The organism is Variovorax nivicola (genome assembly GCF_051216475.1).
Taxonomy (GTDB): Bacteria; Pseudomonadota; Gammaproteobacteria; order Burkholderiales; family Burkholderiaceae_C; genus Variovorax.
Genome location: NZ_JBPJZK010000014.1, coordinates 1 through 24,369, shown reverse-complemented (window position 1 = coordinate 24,369; position 24,369 = coordinate 1). Strand labels below are relative to the sequence as shown.

General features: G+C 67.0%; 22 protein-coding genes. 11 read left to right on the top strand and 11 right to left on the bottom strand.

From position 1 onward, the window contains the following. From ACSFBF_RS32785 to ACSFBF_RS32770, 4 genes are all read left to right on the top strand, one after another. The gene (locus ACSFBF_RS32785) at nucleotides 1–1,404 is read left to right on the top strand and encodes an ABC transporter permease subunit (protein WP_435474388.1); all 1,404 of its coding nucleotides are present in this window, start codon (nucleotides 1–3) and stop codon (nucleotides 1,402–1,404) included. Between the two features lie 12 nt (nucleotides 1,405–1,416). Further along, nucleotides 1,417–2,892, top strand: a complete 1,476-nt coding sequence (locus ACSFBF_RS32780) for an ABC transporter permease subunit (protein ID WP_435474386.1) — start codon at nucleotides 1,417–1,419, stop codon at nucleotides 2,890–2,892. Nucleotides 2,893–2,927: 35 nt separating this feature from the next. Next, entirely contained in the window at nucleotides 2,928–5,105 is a 2,178-nt protein-coding gene (locus ACSFBF_RS32775) for a TonB-dependent receptor (RefSeq protein ID WP_435474384.1), read from the top strand. A gap of 132 nt (nucleotides 5,106–5,237) precedes the next feature. Beyond that, nucleotides 5,238–5,672, top strand: a complete 435-nt coding sequence (locus ACSFBF_RS32770) for a PaaI family thioesterase (RefSeq protein ID WP_435474382.1) — start codon at nucleotides 5,238–5,240, stop codon at nucleotides 5,670–5,672. Here the strand turns inward: ACSFBF_RS32770 and ACSFBF_RS32765 are convergent. Beyond that, a complete protein-coding gene (locus ACSFBF_RS32765; RefSeq protein WP_435474380.1) occupies nucleotides 5,602–6,822 on the bottom strand; it encodes an acyltransferase family protein in 1,221 nt (406 codons plus the stop codon). The genes ACSFBF_RS32770 and ACSFBF_RS32765 overlap by 71 nt on opposite strands. Before the next feature lie 164 nt (nucleotides 6,823–6,986). On the opposite strand from ACSFBF_RS32765, the gene ACSFBF_RS32760 reads away from it, so the two are divergent. The 3 genes from ACSFBF_RS32760 to ACSFBF_RS32750 all read left to right on the top strand — a co-directional run bounded on the left by ACSFBF_RS32760 (nucleotide 6,987) and on the right by ACSFBF_RS32750 (nucleotide 10,309). Beyond that, a complete protein-coding gene (locus ACSFBF_RS32760) occupies nucleotides 6,987–7,895 on the top strand; it encodes a LytTR family DNA-binding domain-containing protein (protein WP_435474378.1) in 909 nt (302 codons plus the stop codon). Nucleotides 7,896–8,046: 151 nt separating this feature from the next. Beyond that, nucleotides 8,047–9,249 (top strand): ammonium transporter, encoded by a 1,203-nt coding sequence (locus ACSFBF_RS32755; protein ID WP_435474376.1) that lies wholly within the window; start codon nucleotides 8,047–8,049, stop codon nucleotides 9,247–9,249. 124 nt (nucleotides 9,250–9,373) lie between these two features. Continuing rightward, nucleotides 9,374–10,309 carry a M14 family metallopeptidase gene (locus tag ACSFBF_RS32750; RefSeq protein WP_435474374.1) on the top strand — a complete coding sequence of 312 codons (936 nt, stop codon included), beginning with the start codon at nucleotides 9,374–9,376 and terminating at the stop codon, nucleotides 10,307–10,309. Nucleotides 10,310–10,416: 107 nt separating this feature from the next. On the opposite strand, the gene ACSFBF_RS32745 is transcribed toward ACSFBF_RS32750, so the two are convergent. The 4 genes from ACSFBF_RS32745 to ACSFBF_RS32730 are packed head-to-tail and all read right to left on the bottom strand — an operon-like array spanning nucleotide 10,417 to nucleotide 12,603. Next, nucleotides 10,417–10,749 carry a HepT-like ribonuclease domain-containing protein gene (locus ACSFBF_RS32745; RefSeq protein WP_435474372.1) on the bottom strand — a complete coding sequence of 111 codons (333 nt, stop codon included), beginning with the start codon at nucleotides 10,747–10,749 and terminating at the stop codon, nucleotides 10,417–10,419. Nucleotides 10,750–10,769: 20 nt separating this feature from the next. Beyond that, entirely contained in the window at nucleotides 10,770–11,060 is a 291-nt protein-coding gene (locus ACSFBF_RS32740; protein ID WP_435474370.1) for a nucleotidyltransferase family protein, read from the bottom strand. Between the two features lie 33 nt (nucleotides 11,061–11,093). Then, nucleotides 11,094–11,993, bottom strand: a complete 900-nt coding sequence (locus tag ACSFBF_RS32735; RefSeq protein ID WP_435474368.1) for a peptidoglycan DD-metalloendopeptidase family protein — start codon at nucleotides 11,991–11,993, stop codon at nucleotides 11,094–11,096. A 58-nt stretch (nucleotides 11,994–12,051) separates the two neighbouring features. Beyond that, entirely contained in the window at nucleotides 12,052–12,603 is a 552-nt protein-coding gene (locus tag ACSFBF_RS32730; RefSeq protein WP_435474366.1) for an rRNA large subunit pseudouridine synthase E, read from the bottom strand. A gap of 85 nt (nucleotides 12,604–12,688) precedes the next feature. Between ACSFBF_RS32730 and ACSFBF_RS32725 the strand changes: the two genes are divergently transcribed. Further along, on the top strand, nucleotides 12,689–12,991 hold the full coding sequence (locus ACSFBF_RS32725; RefSeq protein ID WP_435474364.1) for a hypothetical protein: 303 nt from the start codon (nucleotides 12,689–12,691) through the stop codon (nucleotides 12,989–12,991). Between the two features lie 19 nt (nucleotides 12,992–13,010). On the opposite strand, the gene ACSFBF_RS32720 is transcribed toward ACSFBF_RS32725, so the two are convergent. Beyond that, complete coding sequence (locus ACSFBF_RS32720) at nucleotides 13,011–14,825, bottom strand: glutamine--tRNA ligase/YqeY domain fusion protein (RefSeq protein ID WP_435474362.1); 1,815 nt, start codon at nucleotides 14,823–14,825, stop codon at nucleotides 13,011–13,013. 148 nt (nucleotides 14,826–14,973) lie between these two features. Here ACSFBF_RS32720 and ACSFBF_RS32715 point away from each other — a divergent pair, with 148 nt between their 5' ends. Next, nucleotides 14,974–15,312: a hypothetical protein gene (locus ACSFBF_RS32715; protein WP_435474360.1), complete on the top strand. Its 339-nt coding sequence runs from the start codon at nucleotides 14,974–14,976 to the stop codon at nucleotides 15,310–15,312. Between the two features lie 82 nt (nucleotides 15,313–15,394). Here the strand turns inward: ACSFBF_RS32715 and ACSFBF_RS32710 are convergent, their stop codons facing one another. From ACSFBF_RS32710 to ACSFBF_RS32690, 5 genes are read right to left on the bottom strand one after another with little or no spacing between them, the layout of a single operon-like run. Continuing rightward, a complete protein-coding gene (locus ACSFBF_RS32710; RefSeq protein WP_435474358.1) occupies nucleotides 15,395–16,222 on the bottom strand; it encodes a LytR/AlgR family response regulator transcription factor in 828 nt (275 codons plus the stop codon). 19 nt (nucleotides 16,223–16,241) lie between these two features. Next, entirely contained in the window at nucleotides 16,242–17,255 is a 1,014-nt protein-coding gene (locus ACSFBF_RS32705; protein WP_435474356.1) for a sensor histidine kinase, read from the bottom strand. A 53-nt stretch (nucleotides 17,256–17,308) separates the two neighbouring features. Beyond that, entirely contained in the window at nucleotides 17,309–17,608 is a 300-nt protein-coding gene (locus ACSFBF_RS32700) for a 2TM domain-containing protein (RefSeq protein WP_435474354.1), read from the bottom strand. Then, a complete protein-coding gene (locus ACSFBF_RS32695) occupies nucleotides 17,605–18,558 on the bottom strand; it encodes a sterol desaturase family protein (RefSeq protein ID WP_435474352.1) in 954 nt (317 codons plus the stop codon). Before ACSFBF_RS32695 ends, ACSFBF_RS32700 begins: the two co-directional genes overlap by 4 nt. Before the next feature lie 39 nt (nucleotides 18,559–18,597). Beyond that, complete coding sequence (locus ACSFBF_RS32690) at nucleotides 18,598–19,119, bottom strand: DUF6622 family protein (protein WP_435474350.1); 522 nt, start codon at nucleotides 19,117–19,119, stop codon at nucleotides 18,598–18,600. 277 nt (nucleotides 19,120–19,396) lie between these two features. Here ACSFBF_RS32690 and ACSFBF_RS32685 point away from each other — a divergent pair, with 277 nt between their 5' ends. Beyond that, on the top strand, nucleotides 19,397–20,995 hold the full coding sequence (locus tag ACSFBF_RS32685) for an efflux RND transporter periplasmic adaptor subunit (RefSeq protein ID WP_435474348.1): 1,599 nt from the start codon (nucleotides 19,397–19,399) through the stop codon (nucleotides 20,993–20,995). A gap of 37 nt (nucleotides 20,996–21,032) precedes the next feature. After that, complete coding sequence (locus ACSFBF_RS32680) at nucleotides 21,033–24,152, top strand: efflux RND transporter permease subunit (RefSeq protein WP_435474346.1); 3,120 nt, start codon at nucleotides 21,033–21,035, stop codon at nucleotides 24,150–24,152. The last annotated feature ends 217 nt before the right edge of the window (nucleotides 24,153–24,369 follow it).

Here is a 24,369-nt window from a genome sequence, read left to right as displayed (position 1 = left end):
ATGCTGCTGCTGAACTGGATCGCAAGACGCGAATTTCTCGAGCGCCTGCGCGACGGGCGCCTGTACTGGGCCGGCGGGCTGGTCGCGGTGCTGCTGTTCACCGCGCTGGTCGTGGGCTGGGCGCACCAGCGCGACGCGCGGGCCGAGCAGCAGGCCGCGCAAGCGATGGACTACCGCGACTGGCTGCATCAGGACCGCCGCCATCCGCACGACGCGGCACACCAGGGCATGCATGCCTTCAAGCCCGAAGCCGCGCTGTCGATGATCGATCCGGGCATCAACCCCTTCATCGGCAGCACCGTTTGGCTGCAGGCGCATCGCCAGAGCGAGGTGAAGTTCAACGCCGCGCAGGACGCGACCGGCCTGCAGCGCTTCGGCAACCTGTCGGTCGGCTGGATATTGCAGGTGCTCGGGCCGCTGCTGGTCATCGTGCTCGGCTTCAACGCCTTCGCGGGCGAGCGCGAACAGGGCATCCTGCGGCAGACGCTGAGCCTCGGCGTCTCACCGCTGCGGCTGCTGGCCGGCAAGGCGCTGGCGCTCGCGGCTTCGCTGGCTGTACTGCTGGTGCCGGCCGCGCTCATTGCGGCGGTTGCGGTCGCCGTTGGCGCAGGGGAGGGCGAGCGGCTCGATGCGCTGCTGCGGCTTGCCGCCTGGTCGCTCGGCCATGCCGTGTACCTCGGCATCTTCGTGTTCCTGGTGCTCGGCGTGTCGGCTCTTTCGTCGAGCTCGCGCATGGCGATCACGCTGCTGCTCGCGCTGTGGGTCGCGCAGGCGGTGATGGCGCCGCGCGTGCTGTCCGAGCTGTCGCGCGCATGGTTTCCCAGCCCCACGCGGCTGCAGTTCAACCAGGCGCTGGGCGCGGAACTCAAGGCCGTGTCCGACCAGGTCTGGCAGAAGAACTTCGGCACCACCGAGCGCTGGGGCCGCGACGTGCCGCTGGGAAAATGGGGCATCGCGCTGCGGCTCGACGACCAGGCCTCGTACCCCGTGTACGACCGCCACTACGGCCGCCTGTGGGACACCTGGGAGCAACAGCAGAAAGTGCAGGAGTGGAGCGGCCTGTTGCTGCCGCTGCTGGCCGTGCGCAGCTTCTCGATGGGCATGGCCGGCACCGACTTCGCGCACCACCGCAGCTTCACCACCTCCGCCGAACTGCACCGCCGCCACATCCAGGACCTGATGAGCGAAGACCTTGTGGCGCATGCCGACCCGATGGGCGACCGCCACTTCGCCTACCAGGCCACGCCAGAGCTGTGGGCCACCGTGCCGCCGTTCGACTTTCACCCGCCCAGCGCGGGCTGGGCACTGTGGCACCAGTTGCGCAGCCTGGCGGTGCTGTGTGGCGGCCTGCTGCTGGCCGCCGCCTTCGCGGCCTTCGCCGCCACGGGCCAGCGCGCGCTCTGAGGAGACATGGCGATGAACCCCTCTCTTCACCCGCCGCAGGGCAGGCGCCTGCTCGCCGTGATGCGCCAGGAATGCCGCCTCATGTTCGCCGAGCGTTCGCTCTGGGCCGTTGGCGCGCTCTTTCTGCTGCTCGTGGCCTACGCCCTGGGCAACGGCCTGCTGCAGACAGCGAGCCGCGACCGCGCGCAGGCAGCCGTCGCGCAGGCCGACCGCGACACCCGCGCCGCGCAGCGCGTGCTGCTCGAGGGCATCCTCGCCGGCACCACGCAGCCCACGCCTTTCGAGAACCCGGCCGATCCGTCGCGCATGGCCAGCGGCTACGGCGGGCACAGCGCGATCCTGCCGACCGCGCCGCTGGACCCGGTCGCGCTGGGGCAGAGCGACCTGTTCCCCAGCCAGTTCAAGGTCACGAGCCAGAGCCGCGTGGTGTTCATGAACCCGAGCGACATCGAAAGCCCGTGGCACCTGCTGAGCGGGCACTTCGACCTGGCCTTCGTCATCGTCTACCTGTTGCCGCTGCTGATCTTCGCGCTCAGCTACAACCTGCTGTCGGCCGAGCGCGAGAACGGCACCTTGAGGCTGCTGCTTTCGCAGCCGCTGCGGTTGCGCACGCTGCTCGCGGGCAAGCTCACGGTGCGCGCCGCGGTGCTGCTGGGGCCGGCAGTGCTGTTGCCGGTGGCCGTGCTGCTGGTGGCGCGACAGGCGGGCCTTGCCGGCTCCTCGGACGTCACGCTCTGGTGGGCGCTGCTGGTGGCGGCGTATGCGCTCTTCTGGTTCGCTCTGGTGGTCGCGGTCAACGCCTTCGGCGCTTCGTCGGCCACCAACGCGATGGTGCTGGTCATCGCTTGGGTGCTGCTGGTGCTGGTCGTGCCCGTGCTGCTGAACCTCGCGGTGACGCATGCCAGCCCTGCGCCGTCGCGCACCGAACTCGCCACGCACCAACGCATCGTCACGGCCGAGGCCATGAAGCGCCATGCCGACCTGATGAGTACCGACTACCAGCACGTCGGCCGCGGTGCCATCCTCGTGCCGCGCGACGGCAAGATCGAGATCGCCGGCCGCCTGCTGGGCAACTACCTGATCGAGAAGGAAGTCGACGAGGCCATCAAGCCCGAGCTCGACCGCTTCGATGCGCAGCAGGCCGGGCAGCAGGCGCTGCTGGGCCGCTTCAGCGCGGTGTCGCCAGCGGCCGTGGCCTACGAAGGCATGACCGCGCTGGCCGGCACCGGCACGCGGCGGCAGGCACGCTTCGAGGCGCAGACCGTCGCGCATCACGAGGCGTGGAAGCGCTTCTTCTCCCAGCGCATCGACGCGCGCGACGCGCTCTCGCCGGCCGACTTCGACCGCATTCCTGCCTTTGCATGGAAGGAGGAGCCCGCGAGTCTCGTGCGCGGCCATGCTGCATGGGCCGTGCTGCAGTTGCTGGTGCCGAGTCTGCTGCTGTTCGGCTTGGCCGCATGGCGGCTGCGTCGCTTCTCCGTCGCGTGAGCGGCCCCGGTTTTTCTTCCTCAAACTTCAAAAAAATGACCCTGTTCATCCGCACGGCCATGGCGGTGGCCGCCGCCACGGCATTCCCGTCGACCTATGCGCAAGAAGCCGAGCTAGGCACCGTCACCGTCGAGGACAGCCGCGACGCCAACAGCCTGCACCTGGGTGCGTCCAGCGGCACCGCCTCGCGGCTCGGCCTGTCGGTGCGCGAGACGCCGGCCTCGGTCGAGATCCTCACGCAGGACGCCATCCAGCAGCGCGGCGCGCGCACCTTCAGCGAGGCGCTACGCGGCATGGCGGGCCTGTCGGGCGGCGGGCCGCCGTCGTCGCCGACCACGCTGTCCACGCGCGGCTTCACCAGCCTGCAGTACCTGTACGACGGCGTGCGCAGCTCCGGCGCGGGCGTGACCAACCGCGTGCAGGACACCTGGAACTACGACCGCATCGAAGTGCTGAAAGGCCCGGCTTCGGTGCTCGACGGCGAGGGCGCCATCGGCGGCGTCGTCAACTTCGTGACCAAGCGGCCCGATCGCGACAACCCGCACAAGGAAGCGCTGCTTTCGTACGGCAGCTACGGCGCCACGCGCGCGGCCTTCGGTTTCGGCGGCGCACTGGGCGATGCGAGCGCCTACCGGCTGGACTACAGCCGCAACGACAGCAAGGTCGGCACCATCGCGCGCAACGGCGAGCGCATCGACCATTTCACCAGCGGGCTGATGGTCGACTTCGGCGGCTCGGTGAAGCTGGACCTGTCGTTCGACTACTTGCGCGACGACAACCAGGCCTACTGGGGCACGCCGCTGGTGCCGCGCAGCTTCGCCACGCAGCCGACGAACGTGGTCAGCACGCCGGACGGCCGCGTGATCGACCGGCGCCTCATCGGCAACAACTACAACGTGCCCGACGACGAGAACAGCTCGGAAACCTACTGGCTGCGTGCACGCCTCACCGGGCAGCTCGACGGCGGCTGGTCGTGGCGCAACGAGTTCTCGGCCAACAAGGCGAACCGCGTGTTCCGCAATTCCGAAAGCGCCGTCTTCGTGGCGCCGGCCAACATCGCGCGCGACCAGACGCTCATCACGCACGACCAGGACTTCTGGCTGAACCGCTTCGACGCCACGCACAAGGGCACGCTCGGCGGCATGGACAACCGCTTCGTCGTCGGCGGCGAATACAGCGAAACGCGCTTCGGCAGCCAGCGCCGCTTCTCGGACAGCAGTGCCGCCACCGCCAGCCTGCTGCGCGTGCCGGTGTTTGATCCGTACCTGGCGCCGTTCAACGAGAGCCCGGCGCTCAGCACGGGCTCCGGCAACCGCACCAACACCAGCGCCAACGTGAAGGTGAGTTCGGTCTTCGTGGAAGACGCATTGAAGCCCGTGCGCAACCTCACGCTGGTGGGCGGCCTGCGGCACGACCGCACCGAGGTAGAGCGCGGCATTGCCGACCTGAATCTGGGCAGCTACACGCGCTTCGGCGCCAGCTATCGCGCGACCTCGGGGCGCATCGGCGCGGTGTACGACATCACGCCCGACTCCAGCGTTTATGCGCAGTACACCAACGCCACGCTGCCGGTGAACTCGCTGTTCCTGCTGTCGGCTTCGAACGCGGCCTTTCCGATGTCGCGCGGCAAGCAGGCCGAGGTGGGCTTCAAGCAGAGCATTCCCGCGGCAAACCTGGAGTGGACGGCTGCCGCCTACAGGATCGAGCTGGGCAACGTGCTCTCGCGCGATCCGAACAACCCCAACAACACGGTGAACAACGGCAGCCAGTCGTCGCGCGGCATCGAGCTGTCGACCGTGTGGCGGCCGACGCGCGAATGGACGCTGGCCGGCAACATCGCCGCGCTCGACGCGCGCTTCGACACGCTGGTGGAAGCGGGCAACGTCTCGCGCGTGGGCAAGACGCCGCCCAACGTGCCCGAGCACGTGGCCAACCTGTTCGCGACCTACCGGCCCGAGGGCTCGAAGTTCGAGTACTTCGCCTCGCTGAACCGCACCGGCCACATGTACACCGACAACGCCAACCAGATCCGCATCAACGGCTTCACCACGCTCGACGCAGCCGTGAGCTACCGGCTGCGCAACGCGCTGCTGAGCTTTCGCGTGCGCAACCTGACGGACAAGCTCTACGCCACCTGGGCCGGGCGTGCGACCAGCCAGGTGCTGCTGGCGCCGCGTCGGACCTTCGAGCTGTCGGCCAAGTTCGATTTCTGAGGGCGTTCGGGAGCGCGGCTGTCGCCAATGCAACTGCGCGCGACCCCTTTCGTCGCGTGCGTGACGGTGCTTGTCATGTGCGGTTCGTAGAGTGGATCGAACCACTCCTCACCCACTCGCAAAGGACACGCCATGCTCGAAATCGTCAAGGCCACCAACGCGGCCGCTTCCTTCAATCGCTGGGCCGGCATCGAGGCCACGCGGGCCGGCAACGGCGAAGCCGAACTGCGCATGAACTGGCGCGCGGAGGACATGGGCCAGTTCGCCGGATTCCTCCATGCAGGAATGATCTCCGCGCTGCTCGATACCGTTAGCGGCTACGCGGCCGGCACGCTGGCAGGCCGCGTGATGACTTCGCACTTCTCGGTGAACTTCATGTCGCCCGCGGTGGGCAGTGCCTTCGTGGCGCGCGGGCGCGTGGCGAAGGCCGGGCGCAAGCAGGTGTTTGTCGCGTCCGAGCTCTATGCGCAGCCTGAAGGCAAGGGCGAGGATGCGCTCAAGCTCGTGGCGACGGGGAACGCAATCCTCGTTCCCGTGGACGAGCTTCAACTGAAGCCGCGCGCCTGAGCTTCAGCCCGAACAGCGGCCGCAGCAGGTTGAAGCGGCGGATCAGCCCGTCGGTCAGTGCCCAGCAGCCGACCAGCGTCAGCAGCACCAGCAGCGCGGGCTCGATCACCGGGCCGAGCGCGAGCGGGGCCAGCGCGGTCACGCCGACGATGATCAGCGTCTGGTGCAGCACGTACCACGGGTACACCGACTCGTTGGCCCAGCGCAGCCAGGGCCACGGGCGGTTCAGGTAGCGGTGGCCATGGCCGAGGATGGTGGCGACGGCCAGCCACAGGTAGAGCATGCGCAGGGTGTCCATCAGCGGGCCCGAGGCCGGGCCCTTCGCGCCAACGCGCAGCGCGATGAAGGTGGCGATCGCCGCGACCGCCAGCGCGAGCGACACGCGGCGCAGGCGTTCCAACTCCTTCCATATGCCGGTGTCCACGCCCATCCAGTAGCCGTAGAGGAACATCGTGAAGTAGAGGCTGTGCAGGTGAAAGTCGCGCACCAGGTTGTGCGTGGGCGGAAAGCGCGAGGCCAGCAGCATCGTGAAGACCAGCAGCGGCACCATAGGCAGCAACAGCAGCTTCCAGCCGCGCAGGCTGTTGAAGCCGCGGCGCAGCCACTGGCCGGCGGCGGAGTTCCACAGCGGCAGCGTCAGCGCGACGAGCGCCGTGTAGGTAAAGAGGTAGGGCAGGTACCAGAGGTGGTTCCAGGTGATGCCGAATTCCGCGCCATCGAAGGCCCGCTTCGGCCACGGTTCGGCCATCGACAGGTAGCGCAGCAGGAAGGCGCCGAAGCCCGGCGCCACCAGCCCGCTGGCCACGCCCTGCGCATAGGCCTGGTAGGGCACGATCACCGCCATGCCGAAGGCCAGCGGCAGCATCAGCCGCAGGCCCCGGCTGCGCAGCAGGCCCCAGGTGCCCTGGCCCCGGCTCAGGAAGCCGAGCGACACGCCGGAGATCAGGAAGACGAGGTCCATGCGCCACAGGTTCAGCACGCGCATCGGCCACTGAAGCCATTCGGCTGCATGCGGGCTTTTGAGGTGCCAGGGCCAGTCGGCCACGTAGTACATGCCCACGTGATAGAGGATGACGAACAGGAAGGCCAGCGCGCGCAGGGCGTCGATGTCGTGGCGGCGATGGTCGGGCGGGAGGGTTGGGGCGGTCATCTGGAGACTCCTCGAAGCTGGGAGCAGCGATGCTCGACCTCATGACCCTTGCCCGGCGCACCGGGGGGATGGATCGCCCCCGCTTTGTGACGAGCGGTAGCCCCGAGGGACGAAACGGGACGAAATTCGCCGCCCCAAGGCCCGTTTTCGGGAGAATCCCGGCCATGGGAGACCCCCGCAAGAACCTGTACGAGCGCTACGAGCCGGTCCGCCGCTACGTGGAGGTGGCCTTCTGGATCGTTCTGATGACGCTGCAGGCCGTGTTCAGCACGATGGTGGCGATCATCGATGCGCGCACGCGCGCCGTGCCGCGTGCCAACTGGGAGGTCGCGACCTGGGAGGGATCGAGCCACCTGGTGTTGTTGCTGCTGGTTCCGGCGCTGGTTGCAGTCGAGCGCCGGCTGTCGCCGCTGGTGCGCGGCCATGTGCTGCGCTTCGTGGTCTGGCATGCGGTGGCGAGCGTGGTGTTCAGCGCGGTCCACGTGGTGGGCATGTTCGGGCTGCGGGCGCTGGTGTATGCCGTGGCTGGCGAGCGCTACGACTTCGGCGGCTGGGTCGGCCAGTGGGGCTACGAGTACCTGAAGGACGTGCGGGTGTACGTGAGCATCGTCTTCGGCATCTGGGCCTACCGGCTTTTCATGCTCCGGCTGCAGGGGGAGGCGCGGGTGCTCGATGCGCCGGAGGCTCCGGCGGAACCGGAGGCGGTCGAACCCTCCGAACCCGATACCCCGCCTTCGCAGCCTGCACGCCCCGAGCGCTTTCTGGTGCGCAAGCTGCGCCGCGAATTCCTCATCGCCGCCACCGACATCGACTGGCTGCAGGCCGAAGGCAACTACGTTGGCCTGCACGTCAACGGCCACGACTACCTGCTGCGCGCCACGCTGACCGACTTCCTGACTCAACTCGACCCCGCCCGCTTCGTACGCGTGCACCGCAGCCACGCCGTGAACCTGGGGCGCATCAAGGAAATCGAGCCACTGGACGGCGGCGACGCCCGGCTGCACATGCACGACGGCACCACCGTGCCCTGCAGCCGCCGCTACCGGGACGCGCTGCGCGCCGGCGCGGGCTGATCCGGTGCATGGCGGGCTAGCCGGAGCCCGCTATTGGTTCATTGCGCACCATAGAAGAGCTTTTGGCACCATTTTTGCTTCATTGGCCCGCCGCTCCGGGTGATTCGGGTGCGGCGCACCAATTCAAACCAAAAATCAGCAAGAAGCTCCAATGGACGCACTCAAACAGGGCGCAGACGCGCTGTTCATCCTTCTCGGCGCCGTCATGGTCCTGGCCATGCACGCCGGTTTTGCCTTTCTCGAACTGGGGACAGTGCGCAAGAAGAACCAGGTCAATGCGCTGGTGAAGATCTTGGTCGACTTCTCGGTGTCGACCATCGTGTATTTCCTGGTGGGCTATGGCGTGGCCTACGGCACGCATTTCTTCGTGAGCGCCACCGAACTGTCGGCAAGAAGCGGCTACGAGCTGGTGAAGTTCTTCTTTTTGCTCACCTTCGCGGCGGCCATTCCGGCCATCATTTCGGGCGGCATTGCCGAGCGCGCCAAGTTCTGGCCGCAGCTGATCGCCACGGCGGTGATCGTCGGCTTCGTCTACCCGCTGTACGAGGGCATCGCGTGGAACAAGCACTTCGGCATCCAAGGCTGGATCGCCTCGCTCACCGGCCACGAATTCCACGACTTCGCGGGCTCGGTGGTGGTGCACGCGGTGGGCGGCTGGCTGGCGTTGCCCGCGGTGCTACTGCTGGGCGCGCGGCGCAACCGCTACCGGGGCGACGGCTCGCTGAGTGCGCATCCGCCGTCGAACATTCCGTTCCTGGCGCTGGGCGCGTGGGTGCTGTGCGTGGGCTGGTTCGGCTTCAACGTGATGAGCGCGCAGAGCATCGACAAGATCTCGGGCCTGGTGGCCGTCAACTCGCTGATGGCAATGGTCGGCGGCACGCTGGTGGCGCTGGCCATGGGCAAGAACGACCCGGGCTTCGTCTACAACGGCCCGCTCGCGGGGCTTGTGGCCGTGTGTGCCGGCTCCGACCTGATGCACCCGCTGGGCGCGCTGGTGGTGGGCGGCGTGGCGGGCGCCATCTTCGTCAAGATGTTCACGCTCACGCAGAACAAATGGAAGATCGACGACGTGCTCGGCGTGTGGCCGCTGCACGGCCTGTGCGGCACCTGGGGCGGTATCGCGGCGGGCATCTTCGGCACGCAGGCGCTGGGCGGCATCGGCGGCGTGAACGTGTGGGCGCAGCTCATCGGCACCGTCATCGGAGTGGCATGGGCGGGGCTGGCGGGCGCAGCAGTGTACGGCGCGCTCAAGGCTTCGCTGGGGCTGCGGCTGTCGCAGGAGGAGGAATACGACGGCGCCGACCTGTCGATCCACCACATCTCGGCCACACCGGAGCGGGAGGTCAACTGGTAGTCGCCAGCGTGGCGAGGTGGAAGCCCTGCAGGGTTTCCGGGCAGGCAGGGCCAGGGCCGCTCAGCACGAATGTGCGCCCTGTAGCAAACTTGCCCGACTGCTCCGCTTCACACCCCACGGCCCCATGACCCAATCTCCCCCCGCCCTCGAAGTCCTCCCTCGCGATCTTTCCGCCTACCGCAAGGGCAACGTCGGCGTCGACTACGTACACCGCTTCGAGTCCGGCAAGCCCGGCCCGCACGTGCTGATCAACGCACTCACGCACGGCAACGAGATCTGCGGCATGACGGCGGCCACGCACCTGCTCGACAACGACGTGCGCCCGAAGATCGGCACGCTCACAGTGAGCTTTGCCAACGTGGCAGCGTACGAATCGTTCAACGAGGCGCTGCCCTTCGACAGCCGCCAGCTCGTGCACAACCTCAACCGCATCTGGTCGCCCGAGTGGCTCGATGGCACCGAAGACAGCCCCGAGCTGAGCCGTGCGCGCGTCCTGCGCCCGGTGGTGGACGCGGCCGATCACATCCTCGACATCCATTCGACCAGCCAGCCTGTCGTGCCGTTCTGGGTGTACCCGGCGTTCGAGCGCAACGCCAAGGTCGCGCTGGCCATCGGCCGCCCGTCGGTGCACCTCGTGATGCCCGACGGCCTGGGCTCGGGCACGCCGCTGATCCAGTACGGCAGCCACGGCGGCCCGGACGGCAAGGGCGTGGCGATGGTGGTTGAGTGCGGCCAGCACTTTTTGCGTTCCGCCTCGGAACTGGCCACTGCCGTCACCTACGACTTCCTCGCGTATTTCGGCCTCGTCGACAAGGACCCGGCCACGCCGGCCCCCGAACCGCAGCGGCGCTTTCAGCTGCTGCAGACGCATGTCATCAAGTCGGCGGACTTTGCGTTCGTGCGCCCGTTGATCGGCTTCGAGACTTTTGCCAAGGGCGAATTGATTGCGACAAACGGCGCGGAGGAAATCCGCGCGCTGTGCGACGACTGCACGATCTTCATGCCGGCGCAGAGGGCGATCGTGGGGCGCGAGGCGGTGTATCTGACCAAGCCGATTTGAGGCTGATCGGCAGACGAGCACCGCGCCCGCAATGAACCGCTAGTGCTGGCGTTGAGTGCGTGGCGCAGCGGCGTCTTCAGACGTCTCGACTCATGAAGCGGCGAGGCTCAGGATTCCAACAGCTTCGCAATCTGCTCGCGAAGCGATGGCAAATCGTGCTGGATGGTTTGCCAGACGATGGTGTGGTCGATGGTGAAGTAGCCATGGGAAAGCGCGTTGCGCATCTCGTAGGCGAAGCGCCAGGGAACGGCGGGGTGGGCGGCGGCGAATTCCGCATGGTGCTTCACGATGTTGTTGCTGGCTTCACCGATCACTTCCAGGTTGCGCACCACTGCGTCCTGCGTTTTCCGGTCGACGAGATAACTGTCGGCAGTAGCGCCGCTCGTGTAGTCGCGAATGCTGTCGATCGCTTGGAGGATATGGCCCAGATAATCCGCCACACGTTGCGGATCTCTTCGACTCATACCAGTACAGCCTCGCGCAGCACCTGATCGCGAAACTTGGGAGGCAAGCCGTTGGGCGTGAGCACGTCTACTTCCATGCCCAGAAGGCTCTTCAGTTCGTACCTGATGGCTCCGATGTCCATCAGGGTGGTTTGCGCCGTGGGCTCCACCAGCAGATCGAGATCGCTGTCGGGCCCGTCCTCGCCGCGCAGAGCGGAACCGAACACTCGCACACTGCTGACGTGGTGACTCAGCGCGATCTCGCGGATGCGATCGCGATGCTGGAGCAGAGCTTCAGAGGGGCGCATGGTGCCGAGTGTAATGTGGCTCCTCGCTGGATCTCAGGCCGCGATGAACAGCGCCGGGTCCACCATCGCCCGGTTCAGCATCACAGACCAATGCAGGTGCGGCCCCGTCACCCGACCGGTCGCACCCACGGCAGCCAGTGGCTCGCCGGTCTTCAGCACGTCGCCGACCTTCACATCGACCCGGCTCAGATGGCAATACATCGTCAGCAGCCCGCCACCGTGGTCGAGCCACACGGTGCCGCCGTTGAAAAAATAGTCCCCCGTGTCGATTACCTTCCCGGGTAGCGGCGCCAGCACCGGCGTGCCTGTGCCCGCCGCGATGTCCATGCCGCTGTGCGGATTGCGCGACTGGCCGTTGAACACCCGGCGCAGGCCGAACGAACTTGAGCGGCGGCCCGGTACGGGCACGCGCATCTGCAGCGATGCATCCGCTCGCATGTCCGTGAGCGTGGCCATCACGGTGGCCTGGTGGTCGCGTTCGCGCTCGTAGCGGGCCTGGTCCTCGGGCGACAGGTCGACCGTGCGGGGTGCCACTGTCAGGCGTTGTTCGCGGTACTGCTTCGGAGCCACCGTATAGGCGATCTGGCGCTCGGGCTTGCCTTCGGTGCGCACTGCGATGCTGGCTTCGCCGGATTCGGCTGCGAGCGGAATGCCGACCAGTGCGGTCCATTCGATGGCGTCGCCCAGCACGAGCAGGGGCACGTCGCCCGCGAAGGCTTGAGGCCGCTTGGCCGATGGGCCCAGCGACAAGCGGGCCACGCCACCCGGCACCTGGGACGCGTGCGGCCACACGCCGGGCTGCGCCGGCTGTTTCTTCGTCTTGGCCGGGGTTGCGGCGTTGGCGTGCGTTGCGGGCAATGCAAGCAGACCGATGGCGCCGAGCATGGTGCTGCGGCGGTTCAGGACAAGGGGAGCGAGATTGGGGATGTGCATGGAAGAGGCTTGAAGAATGAAGGTTGTGCGGCTGTTCGTGCGTTGCCGCGCTGGTTGCTTATTCCCGCCAGGTGCCGGGCGCCAGTCCGTCGAGCGTATGAGGCCCGATGGCGGCGCGGATCAGGCGCAGTGTCGGCAGCCCCACGGCCGCCGTCATGCGCCGCACCTGGCGGTTGCGGCCTTCGCTGATCGCCAGCTCCAGCCACGCGGTGGGAATGCTCTTGCGCTCGCGGATGGGCGGCTGTCGCTCCCACACTTCGGGCGGTGGGTCGAGCAGCCGCGCCCTCGCCGGGCGTGTAAGGCCGTCGTTGAGTTGCACGCCGCTGCGCAAGGAGGCGAGTGCAGCTTCGGTCGGCATGCCTTCCACCTGCACCCAGTAGATCTTCTCCATCTTGAAGCGCGGATCGGTGATGCGCGCCTGGAGCTTGCCGTCGTCGGTGAGCAGCAGCAGACCCTCGCTGTCGGCATCGAGCCGGCCGGCGACGTAGACATCGGGAATGTCGATGAAGTCTTTCAGGCCGCGCCAGCGGCCCTCGGGCGTGAACTGGCTGAGTACGCCGTAGGGCTTGTTGAAGCGGATCAGGCGGGAAGAAGGGCTCGGAAAATTCATTGGCCGACAGGATAGCCCGGGTCTGTCCTGCAACATTCGATGGTCCTGGCGGTTCCAATCGGTTCATCACACAGGAGAACCTGGAATGACGATGCGAAGCTTCATCCATCTTGCCTGCGCCGCGATTGCAGGCCTTCTGCTGGCGGCGTGCAACAGCCCAGGCATCCGCGTGGGCGGCGCGCCTGAGGCGAGCGTCAAGAACTGCGTGGCTGCCGCCGCGCGAGAACTCAGGGTGCCTGCGGCCAGCATCCTTGCGGACAAGGGGACGACGCCGCGCGACGGTGTCTACACGATCAACCTGAAGGTCGGGCCGCAGGGCCGCTCCGCCGTGTGCACCACCGATGAGAACAGCGCGGTGATCGGCGTGGTCTACAAGCGGCCCGAATAAGCAGCCAAGAACGACCGGGTTACTTGCCCCAGCTGTCCCGCATGCCGGCCGCGCGGTTGAACACCAGCTTGCCGTCCGTACCGCCCTTCGAATCGCGCACGAAGTACCCGTGCCGCTCGAACTGGATGCCCACGCCGGGCTCCGCCTTGGCCAGCGAAGGCTCGACGAACGCCGAGCAGACTTCCAGGCTCTGCTTGTTCAGCTCGTCCAGCAGTTCGCTGCTACCCGGGTTCGCCGCCGCGAACAGCCGCTCGTAGAGCCGCACCTCGGCCTGCACCGCATCCGCAGCCGCCACCCAGGTGATGTTGCCCTTCACCTTGATCGCGTCCGCGCCGGGCGTGCCGCTCTTGGTGTCGGGCACCAGCGTGGCCTGTACTTCGACGAGCTTGCCGCTCGCATCCTTCGTGCCGCCGGTGCATTCGATGACGTGGCCGTACTTCAGCCGCACCTTGTTGCCCGGGAACAGGCGGAAGAAGCCCTTGGGCTGCACTTCTTCATAGTCGGTGCGTTCGATCCACACCTCGCGGCCAAGCTTGAAGTCGCGCTTGCCCATTTCGGGGTGGTGCGGGTGCACGGGCGCCGAGCAGTCGTCGAGCACGTTGTCGCCACCCATCAGCTCACCCCAGTTGGTGATGACGAGCTTCACCGGGTCGAGCACGGCCATGGCGCGCGGGGCGACGGGGTCGAGGGTGTCGCGCAGCGCGGCTTCGAGGCTGGCGTAGTCGATCCAGCCGCCCGACTTGGTGGTGCCGCTGCGTTCGCAGAACAGGCGCAGTGCCTCTGGCGTGTAGCCGCGGCGGCGCAGGCCGGCGATGGTGGGCATGCGCGGGTCGTCCCAGCCGTCGACGTATTTTTCTTCGACCAGTTGGCGCAGCTTGCGCTTGCTGGTGAGCACGTGGGTCACGTTGAGGCGCGCGAATTCGTACTGGCGCGGATGCGGGCTGGCGATGAGGCCGCCTTCGGCGAGGCGGTCGAGCAGCCAGTCGTAGAAGGGGCGCTGGTCTTCAAACTCCAGCGTGCAGATCGAGTGGGTGATCTGCTCCAGCGCATCTTCGATGGGGTGCGCATACGTGTACATCGGGTAGATGCACCACTTGTCGCCGGTGTTGTGGTGGGTGGCACGGCGCACGCGGTACAGCGCGGGGTCGCGCATGTTGATGTTGGTGCTGGCCATGTCGATCTTGGCGCGCAGGATGGCGGCGCCGTCGGCCACCTGGCCGTCGCGCATGGCGCGGAAGCGGGCGAGGTTTTCTTCGGGCGTACGGGTGCGGAAGGGGCTGTCGGTGCCGGGCGTGTTGAAGTCGCCGCGGTTCGCACGCACTTCGTCGGCGGTTTGCTCGTCTACGTAGGCGAGGCCGGCGCCGATGAGGTATTCGGCGGCCTCGTACATGAAGTCGAAGTAGTCGCTCGCGAAGTATTCGTGCGGCTGCAGCGTGCCGGGGGCGCTGGGGCGGTCGGCCAGGTAGGTTTCGTAGCCGAGCCACTTCACCGCGTCGCGGATGGAGTCGACGTATTCCTGGTCTTCCTTCTCGGGGTTGGTGTCGTCGAAGCGCAGGTGGCTCACGCCGCCGTATTCCTTGGCCAGCTCGAAATTGAGCCAGATGCTCTTGGCATGGCCGATGTGCAGGTAACCGTTGGGTTCGGGCGGAAAGCGCATGCGCACCTTGGCCGGATCGACCATGCCCTGGGCGTGATGGGCGGCGTTGCCGGGCGAACCGCCCCACTTGCGGCCAGAATAGGCACCTTGTGCGAGGTCGTTCTCGATCACGTGGCGCAGGAAATTGCTCGGAGCAGCGGTCGTCTTGGCGCCGCTTTTGTCGGTCGGGGAGGTCATCGTGGCATTTTAGGGGGCACCCTCTATGAGTTACCTTTGGCAACGTTCTTCACATTGCCCGGTGCACCCCCTTTGCAATTGCCGCGTTCAATACACACATGGGCGGTTCACACCCGAACGCAGCCCACCGTAACAAGGAGTCCGAATCATGAGCCTCACACGTTCAACCTTCTTCAAATGGGCCGCCGCAGGCGTCGTGGCAGCCGGTGCATTGTTTGCCGCCACTTCGGCGAGCGCCCGCAGCGACGTCAGCTGGTCCATCGGTGTCGGCGTTCCCGGCGTGGCAGTGGGCGTGGGCGGTCCGGCCTACTACCCGGCCCCGGTCTACGCGCCGCCGGCCCCTGTCTATTACGCCCCGCCAGCGCCGTACTACGCGCCGCCGCCGGTGTACTACCGTCCGGCCCCGGTCTACTACGCGCCGCCGGCGTATTACGGCCCGCGCTACTACGGTCGTGGCTACTACCGCGGCCATGGCCACTGGCGCTAAAACGCCACGGCATTCGTGACTGAATGAAAAAAGCCGGCCCCGAAAGGGCCGGCTTTTTCTTTGGGTGCGCTTCTGGCTAATTTCACATGGCGCGAAAAAGATGGGCGTACAGGCGGCTGACTGGAATCTTCTCGGCCCGGCCGCGCAGCATTAAATGCAGCTTGCCGGCCTCGTCGCGATGCACCGACTCAATGGCCGCGCTGCGCACCACCACTGCCCGATGTACCTGCCAGAAGGTGTCGGTGTCGAGCTGGGGCAGCAGCTGCTTGAGCGGTGTGCGGATCAGGTATTCGTGCGTGGCGGTCAGCACGCGCAGGTATTTGTCGGCGGCTTCGAAGTACAGCACCTCGTCGATGGGCACCATGCGCACGGTGCTGCCGCCAGCGTCGCTGGCGGCGATCATGCGCAGCGGTGCGGGAGCGGACGTCGCCCCTGCGCCGGCTGCGGTCAACACTTGGCGCCATTGGGCGAGCGTCTGTTCGAGCGCCGCGTCGGCCAGCGCTGGCGTGGGCGCCGGCTGCCGGGCGGCCAGCGCCTGCCGCAGCCGGCTCACGGTCTTGCGCAGGCGCTCTGGCTGCAGGGGCTTGAGCACGTAGTCGATGGCCTGTGCATCGAAGGCGCGGGTGGCGTATTCGTCATAAGCCGTCACGAACACCAGCTGCGGCATGGGCGCCTCATCGGTCGGCCAGCAGTCGGCCAGCTCGGCGGCGGCGCCGAGGCCGTCGAGGCCGGGCATGCGGATGTCGAAGAACAGCACCTGCGGCAGCAGGCGCAGCGCCTCGCGCACGGCGCTGCGGCCGTCGCCGGCGGTGGCGACGATCTGCAGTTCGGGCCAGGCGACCGCAAGTTCGGCCTTGAGGGCTTGCGCGAGCAGGGGCTCGTCTTCGGCGATGAGGGCGGTGGGGTTCATCTTGTCGTTGTTGAGTGGTTCAGGCAGGCGTAGGGAAGCTCAGCGTGGCACGGGTCCCGCCGGCGGGCGAGGGCACCAGCTTCATGTGCCCCCGGTCGCCGTACATGGTGGCCAGCCGGTCGCGCACCTGCTCCAGCCCGAAGCCGCTGCCTTCCGAAGGCGGTGCCGCGTCGAGGCCCACGCCTGTGTCGCTCACCTCGATCACCAGCTGGCCTGCTTCCCTGCGGGCGCGCACGACGATTTCGCCGCCTTCCACCTTCGGCTCCAGTCCGTGGCGGATGCTGTTTTCCACCAGCGGCTGCAGCAGCAGCGGCGGCACGGGCGCATCGCGCAGGTCTTCCGGCAGGTCGAGCGTGTAGTGCAGGCGTTCGCCCATGCGCACCGACATCAGTTCCAGGTAGTCGCCCAGCCGCTCGAATTCGGCCGACAGCGGATGCGACAGCGCGCGAGAGCCGCTGAGCGTCATGCGCAGGTAGCTGTTGAGTCGGTCGAGCATGGCGACGGCGCGCGGCGGGTCGACGGTGATCAGCACGCGCAGGTTGGCCAGCGTGTTGAACAGCATGTGCGGCTCCAGCTGCGTTTCGAGCAGCTTCAGCCGCGCCTCGGTGGCGTTGCGCTGCGCCAGGTCGATCTGGCCCTGCATGTGCTTGCTCTTGCCGAGGCTGTAGAAGAAGAAGCACATGCCGACCGTCGCAATGATGGTGATCGTGACGCCGGTGGCCAGCTTGTGGCCCTTGAATTCGAGGAAGTCGAATGCGGGTGCGCCGAACAGGGCGTCGCCGATGAGGTTGCCGACGAAGAAGCCGACGGCCGCGCCCGCCGCGATCAGGAGAAAGCCCCACGGCCATCCGGGCCAGAGGGTTTCACGGTGCCCGCTGAGCAGGAGCCGGCCGCCGTCGATGAACAGCCAGCTCACGGTGCCGATCGACAGCGAATAGACCAGGTGGCCGGCCCAGTTGCCGCCACCGGTGATGGTCATCACGGTGGCAATGAGGCAGCAGAAGACAGCGGTGATCAGGCCATGCCGCAGCATGGACCTCAGGTTTTCAGACCTGAACCTTTGGTTGGTGGCAGCCTGGTCCAGGCTCACCCGCGGTCCCTGGCGTCCAGCGCGCGGCGTTCGCGTTCCACCAGCCGGTCGTAGAAGCCGCCGCCGGGCGCGACGAACCAGACCACCGCACCGTGGATCAGCAGGCCCAGGCCCCAGCCCATGAGCGGATACATCGCCCAGCTGTGGCCGTTGGCGGCCGAGATGGTGACGAGGCCGAGGTTGACCACCACGTAGACGAAGGCGTGGATGTACCAGCCCATCTTGGCGCCGGCGCGGCGGCGGGCGAGGCGCTCCACGTCGGAGCGGGAGGAATCGGAAGGTGCATAAGAGGTCATGACAGCTCCTTGTATTGAACAGGAATGAAATCGGAAGAGGCGGGCTGCGGCGCAGGTGCTGTCTGCAATGCCGCGCGCTGCCGCAGCTCCTCGGTGGTGTCGCCGGGCCCGTCGGGCTTCCAGCCGGGCGGCTTCACGAGGTAGCCGACGAAGGCGCGCACCGAACGAGCCGAGGCCAGGTCTCGAAACAGCGCGCGCCACTGGCTGAACTCGATCTCGAAGAGGTTGTGCGAGGTGATCGGGTTCACCAGCCCGTAGCGGCAGGGAAGGTCGGCGCGCTCCGGAATGTAGGTGCCGAACAGGCGGTCGAACACGATCAGCACGCCGCCGTAGTTGCCGTCCAGGTATTCCAGGTTCGAGGCATGGTGCACGCGGTGGGCCGAGGGTGTGTTCAGCACCCATTCGAGCGGCCCGAGGCGCGGGATCCAGGTCGCGTGAATCCAGAACTGATACAGCAGGTTCAGCGTGAGCATCAGCAGGATCACCCGCGGCGGCATGCCCAGCAGCGGTGCCAGCATGAAGAAGGCCAGCGTGCCGGTGAGGCGACCGGTCCAGCCGAAGCGGTAGGCGGCCGACAGGTTCAGCTGGTTCGGCGAATGGTGGATGGAATGGGTGCACCAGAACCAGCGCACCCGGTGCGCCGCGCGGTGGTACCAGTAGTAGCAGAACTCCTGGCCGATGAAGCAGGCGGCCCAGCCGCTCCAGTGGTCCATCGGCAGGGTGAAGAGGCGGTGGGCGTAGAACCAGTCCATCGCGCCGGTCCAGAAGGCCAGCGGCAGCAGCCAGCGCAACGGGTACTCGCGTACAAGAAAGTCGACCACCGAGACGCCGGCCGCCTTCCAGTCGTAGCTGCGCCAGCCGTTGCGCCACGAGAGCACCAGCGCCTCGGCAATGGAGGCGACGAGCACCACCGTGACGGAGATCTTGAGGATCAGCAAGAGCGCGTTCATGGTGGCGGGTCCTGGATGAAAGTCGTGGCCGAGGGAATCTTAGGCCGCGCGGGCCGTGGCCGACATAGCGTCAGTGCGGATGGCCAGCTTCCACAGGCGCACCGCACGGGCCGCGAAGACACCGCTGAAGGCGCCGTACAGCACCGGGATCACGAGGCCGAAGGCGGCTTGCTGGCGCACCTCGGGGTGCATGGCCAGGGTTACGCCCACCACGTACTTGGTCAGGAAGATGCCCATCATGAGCATCAGCGGCACAGGGCTGCCGGCCACGTGGAACCGGCGCTCGGCCGCGTCGTAGCTGGTGGTGGCGGGCAGCGGGCGCTGCAGTACCAGCGCCAGCATCACCACCGCGGCGGCGGCCCAGCCCAGCAGGGCGCCGAAGGAGTCGCCGAAGACGGAGACCACGCCGTAGATCGACAGCGCGCCCATGGCCACCGGCATCAGCGTGACGCGGCTCAGGCTCACGTTGTTGGTGAGCAGCTGCCTGGCGCCGAGCCACAGCAGCAGGAAGAACACGGCGAACACCCACTTGGGCGTGTGAAGGATGATTTGCATCAGCATGGTGGCGCTCCGTTGAAGTGGAAGAAATCTTGAAAAGAACTTGAAGAAAGGGACACAAGGGAATCGATGGAGTGGACTGTGCCGGCGCCCGCCCGCCCCAGCCACCGGCTTGCGACGGAATGCATGCATGCGGCGCGAATTGCAGCCGGGCGGCGTGAATTGCGGATGCCGTGCGGGCAGCTTTACCGTCGCTTTACGGCGCAGCAAAGAGCGGGACTACCATTCCGCGCTGTACTACCCCGGTCCGCACCCCCTGCATCTTTCGCACGCACCGCCCATGGAACAAGAAAAACCACCCGAGCCTCTGCCTTCCACCGTCTCGCCAACACATCCGACGGTGCGCAGACGCCGGTGGGTGGGCGGGCTGCTGACCCTGCTGCTGCTCGTGGCACTGGGCGCTGGCGCCTGGTATCTGATCCAGCGGTCGAAGACGCCCGCGGCCGGCCCTGGTGGCGTTCCTGGCGCCGGCCGGCAGGGTGGTGGCCCCGGTGGGCCGGGCGGCCCGGGTGGGCGCGGCGGCGGTGGCGGAGCCTCCAGCACGGTCGGTGTTGCCACGGCCAGGCAGGCGGACATCCCGGTGCAACTCGAGGCGCTGGGCACCGTCACGCCGCTGGCCAACGTGATCGTGCAGCCGCAGGTGTCGGGCGTGCTCACGGCCGTGCTCTTCCAGGAAGGGCAGATGGTCAAGAAGGGCGACGTGCTCGCCACCATCGACCCGCAGCCGTTCCAGAACGCGCTGGGGCAGGCCACCGGGGCGCGGCAGCGCGACGAGGCACAGCTGGCGGCGGCGCGCGTCACGCTGCAGCGCTACCAGACCCTGCTGGGGCAGGACTCCATCGCCCGGCAAGACGTCGACACGCAGGCCGCGCTGGTCAAGCAGCTCGAAGGTACCGTGGCCATCGACCGCGCCAACGAGAACACGGCCAAGCTCAATCTCGCCTGGAGCCGCATCACCGCGCCGGTGAGCGGGCGCATCGGCCTGCGGCCGGTGGACGGGGGCAACTACATCTCGACCGGCACCACCAACGGCATTGCGACCATCACGCAAATTGCGCCCATCGACGTCGAATTTGCCATTCCGCAAGACCGCGTGCCCGAAGTGCAGGAGCGCCTTGCGCAGGGCGCCAAGCTCGACGCCACTGCCTTCGACCGCACGCGCACGCGCCAGCTTGCGAACGGCGCCTTCTCCACGCTCGACAACCTGGTCGACACCGCCACCGGCACCGTCAAGGCCAAGGCCCGCTTCGCCAACGCCGACAGCGCGTTGTTCCCGAACCAGTTCGTCAACCTGCGGCTGCTGCTGCGCACCGTGGCCAGCGCGGTGGTGGTGCCGGTCACGGCGCTGCGCCACGGCCCCAACGGCGACTACGTGTATGTGCTGAACGACGACAGCACGGTGTCGCAGCGGCCGGTGACGCGCGGTGAATCGAGCGTGGACAACGTGGCGATCATGTCGGGCCTGAAGGCCGGCGAGCAGGTCGTGATCGAAGGCGGCGACCGGCTGAAGGACGGCGCGCGCGTGCAGACCCAGGTCGAACGCCCGGCCGGTGCGGCGTCAGCGCCTGCGAGCGGTTCGCGCCGTGGACAACACCGTCAAGGCGGCGCGGCAGCGCCGAAGGGCGGCGCATCAGGCGCGTCAGGTGCATCGGGCCCGGCTGCTGCCGCTCCCGCAGCGGAACCCGCAACACCCGCCAAGCTCCCGACCGCCGAGCAGCGCCAGCGCATGCTCGACGCCGCCAAGGACGACCCGCAGCAGCTGGAGCGCCGCAAGCGCTTCCTCGAAGCACTGGACCGCGGCGACCCGGCGGCGCTGGAGCGCTGGCAGCGCATGTCCGAAGGCGGCGGCGAAGGTGGCCAGGGTGGGCGCCGCCCATGAGCGGTCGCAGCTGCAGCCGTAGCACGGAGGCCGTCCGGTGAACCCGTCACGTCCGTTCATCCTCCGGCCGGTGGCGACTTCGCTGCTGATGGTCGCCATCGTGCTGGCCGGCCTGGTGGCGTTCCGCTTCCTGCCGCTGTCGGCATTGCCGCAGGTCGACTATCCGACCATCCAGGTGCAGACGCTCTACCCCGGGGGCAGCCCCGAGGTCATGAGCAACACCGTCACCGCGCCGCTGGAACGCCAGTTCGGCCAGATGTCGGGGCTCGACCGCATGAGCTCGACCAGCGCCGCGGGCGTGTCGATCATCACGCTGCAGTTCTCGCTGGGCCAGACGCTCGACGTGGCCGAGCAGGAAGTGCAGGCCGCCATCAATGCCGGCGGCTCGCTGCTGCCGGCCGACCTGCCGGCGCCGCCCGTGTACGCCAAGGTGAACCCGGCCGATGCGCCGGTGCTCACGCTCTCGATCACGTCCGACACGCTGCCGCTCACCGAGGTGCAGAACCTCGTCAACACCCGGCTCGCGCAGAAGATCAGCCAGGTCTCGGGCGTGGGGCTGGTGTCGCTCAGCGGCGGGCAACGCCCGGCGGTGCGCATCCAGGCCAACACGCAGGCACTGGCAGCCAACGGCATCGGGCTCGACACGCTGCGCACGGCCATCTCGGCAGCCAACTCCAATGGCGCCAAGGGCAGCTTCGACGGCCCCAAGCGCGCCTACACCATCAACTCGAACGACCAGCTGCTCACGGTCGACGACTACAAGAACCTCATCGTCACCTACAAGAACGGCGCGCCGATCCGCATGGTCGACGTGGCGCAGGTGGTCAACAGCGCCGAGAACAACCAGCTGAGCGCCTGGGCCGGCAACAAGGCCGACGGCACCAACAAGCTGTCGCCCGCGATCATCATGAACGTGCAGCGCCAGCCGGGCGCCAACGTGATCGCCACCGTCGATGCCATCAAGAAGCAGTTGCCCGATCTTCAGACCGGCTTGCCCGCAGGGCTGAAGATCGAGGTGCTCAGCGACCGCACGGCCGGCATCCGCGCGTCGGTCCAGCACGTCGAGATGGAACTCGTGCTGGCCGTGGTGCTGGTGGTGCTGGTGATCTTCGCCTTCCTGGGCAGCCTGCGCGCCACCGTCATCGCGAGCATCGCAGTGCCCATTTCGCTCATCGGCACCTTCGGGCTGATGTACCTGCTGGGCTACAGCCTCAACAACCTGAGCCTGATGGCGTTGACCATCGCCACCGGCTTCGTGGTGGACGACGCGATCGTCATGATCGAGAACATCGCGCGCTACATCGAGGAGGGCGAAAAACCGCTGCAGGCCGCGTTCAAGGGCGCCACGCAGATCGGCTTCACCATCATCTCGCTGACCGTGTCGCTCATCGCGGTGCTGATTCCGCTGCTCTTCATGGGCGACGTGGTGGGCCGTCTGTTCCGCGAGTTCGCGGTGACGCTGGCCATCACCATCCTGATCTCGGCCGTGGTGTCGCTCACGCTGGTGCCGATGATGTCGGCGCGCTGGCTCAAGCACGAAGAAAAGAAAGACCCGGCCGGCCATGGCTTCGGCGCACGCGCCCAGCGTTTCTTCAGCGGCGTGATGGTGCGCTACGACCGCTCGCTGCACTGGGTGATCGAGCACCAGCCGCTCACGTTGCTGGTCGCGCTGCTGACCATGGTGCTGACGGTGGTGCTGTACCTCACGATCCCGAAGGGCCTGTTTCCCACGCAGGACACCGGCCAGCTGCAGGCCCGCGTGCAGGCCGCGCAGGACGTGTCCTTCGATCGCATGTCGCAGCTGCAACTGCAAGCGGCGCAGGCCATTCTCGAAGACCCGGAGGTCGAGAACCTCAGCTCCTTCGTCGGCGTGGACGCAGCCAACAACACCATGCTGCACACCGGCAGCATGCTCATCAACCTGACGAAGAGCCGCGGCAACCAGCAGGACGTGATGGACAGGTTGCGCGAGCGCGTGCGGCAGGTGGCCGGCGTCACGCTGTACCTGCAGCCCACGCAAGACCTGACCATCGATGCCGAGACCGGTCCGACCGAATACCGCGTGTCGCTCGAAGGCGTGGACAGCGCGGCGATCACCGAGTGGATGAAGAAGCTCGTGGCCAAGCTGCAGACTTCGGACAAGGTGCGCAACGTGAGCAGCGATGCCGGCGCGCAGGGCCTGGCGGCGTTCGTCAACGTGAACCGCGACACCGCGGCGCGGCTGTCGATCACGGCCAGCACGGTGGACGATGCGCTCTACAGCGCGTTCGGCCAGCGCATCGTGTCGACGATTTTTACCGAGACGAACCAGTACCGGGTGATTCTCGAAGCGCGTCCCGGCATGGTGAATACGCCGCAGACGCTGGGGCAGCTGAGCCTGATTGCGGGCTCCGGCACGGCGACGCCGCTGTCCGCGATTGCGGACATCACCGAGCAGCAGGCGCCGCTGCAGATCACGCACGTGGCGCAGTACCCGGCGAGCACGCTGAACTTCGATACGGCGCCCGGGGTTTCCCTTGGGACTTCGGTCGACGCGATTCGCGCGGCGGCGAAGGAGATCGGGTTGCCCGGCAGCGTGACGATGACTTTCCTTGGGGCTTCAGGGGCTTATGAGAAGTCGCTGTCGAACCAGTTGTGGCTGATTCTGGCGGCGGTGGTTTGCGTGTACATCGTGCTGGGGGTGCTGTACGAGAGCTATGTGCATCCGCTGACTATCTTGTCTACGCTGCCTTCTGCTGGGGTCGGGGCCCTGCTTGCCTTGATGATTACTGGCAACGACCTTGGGGTGATCGGGATCATCGGGATCATTCTGCTGATCGGCATCGTGAAGAAGAACGCGATCATGATGATCGACTTTGCTATCGATGCGGAGCGGACTCAGGGGAAGTCTCCTCGGGAGGCTATTCATCAGGCTGCTTTGTTGCGGTTTCGGCCTATCTTGATGACTACGCTGGCTGCCTTGTTTGCTGCTGTGCCGTTGATGTTGAGCTTTGGCGAAGGTGCTGAATTGCGGCGTCCGTTGGGGTTGGCGATTTTTGGGGGGTTGATTGTTAGTCAGCTGCTGACTTTGTTCACTACGCCTGTGATCTACCTTGCGTTTGATCGGTTGGGTGGGGGGAGCTCGCGGCGGGCTGTGATTGAGGAGGAAGCGGTTTGAGCCGGTTTGCTTCTCGTTGCGTGTTTGCGTTCCGGGGCCGGGTCTCGCCCCGGCGGGCGACCTACTTTTCTTTGCTTCGCCAAAGAAAAGTAGGCAAAAGAAAGGCGACCCTACTGTCTGCGTCCCTTCGCTTCGCTACGGGCAACCTGCGGTGCTCGACTCCGGAGGGGGTCCGCAGAACTCGCTTCGCTCAAACAGCTGCGGCCCTGATCCCTCC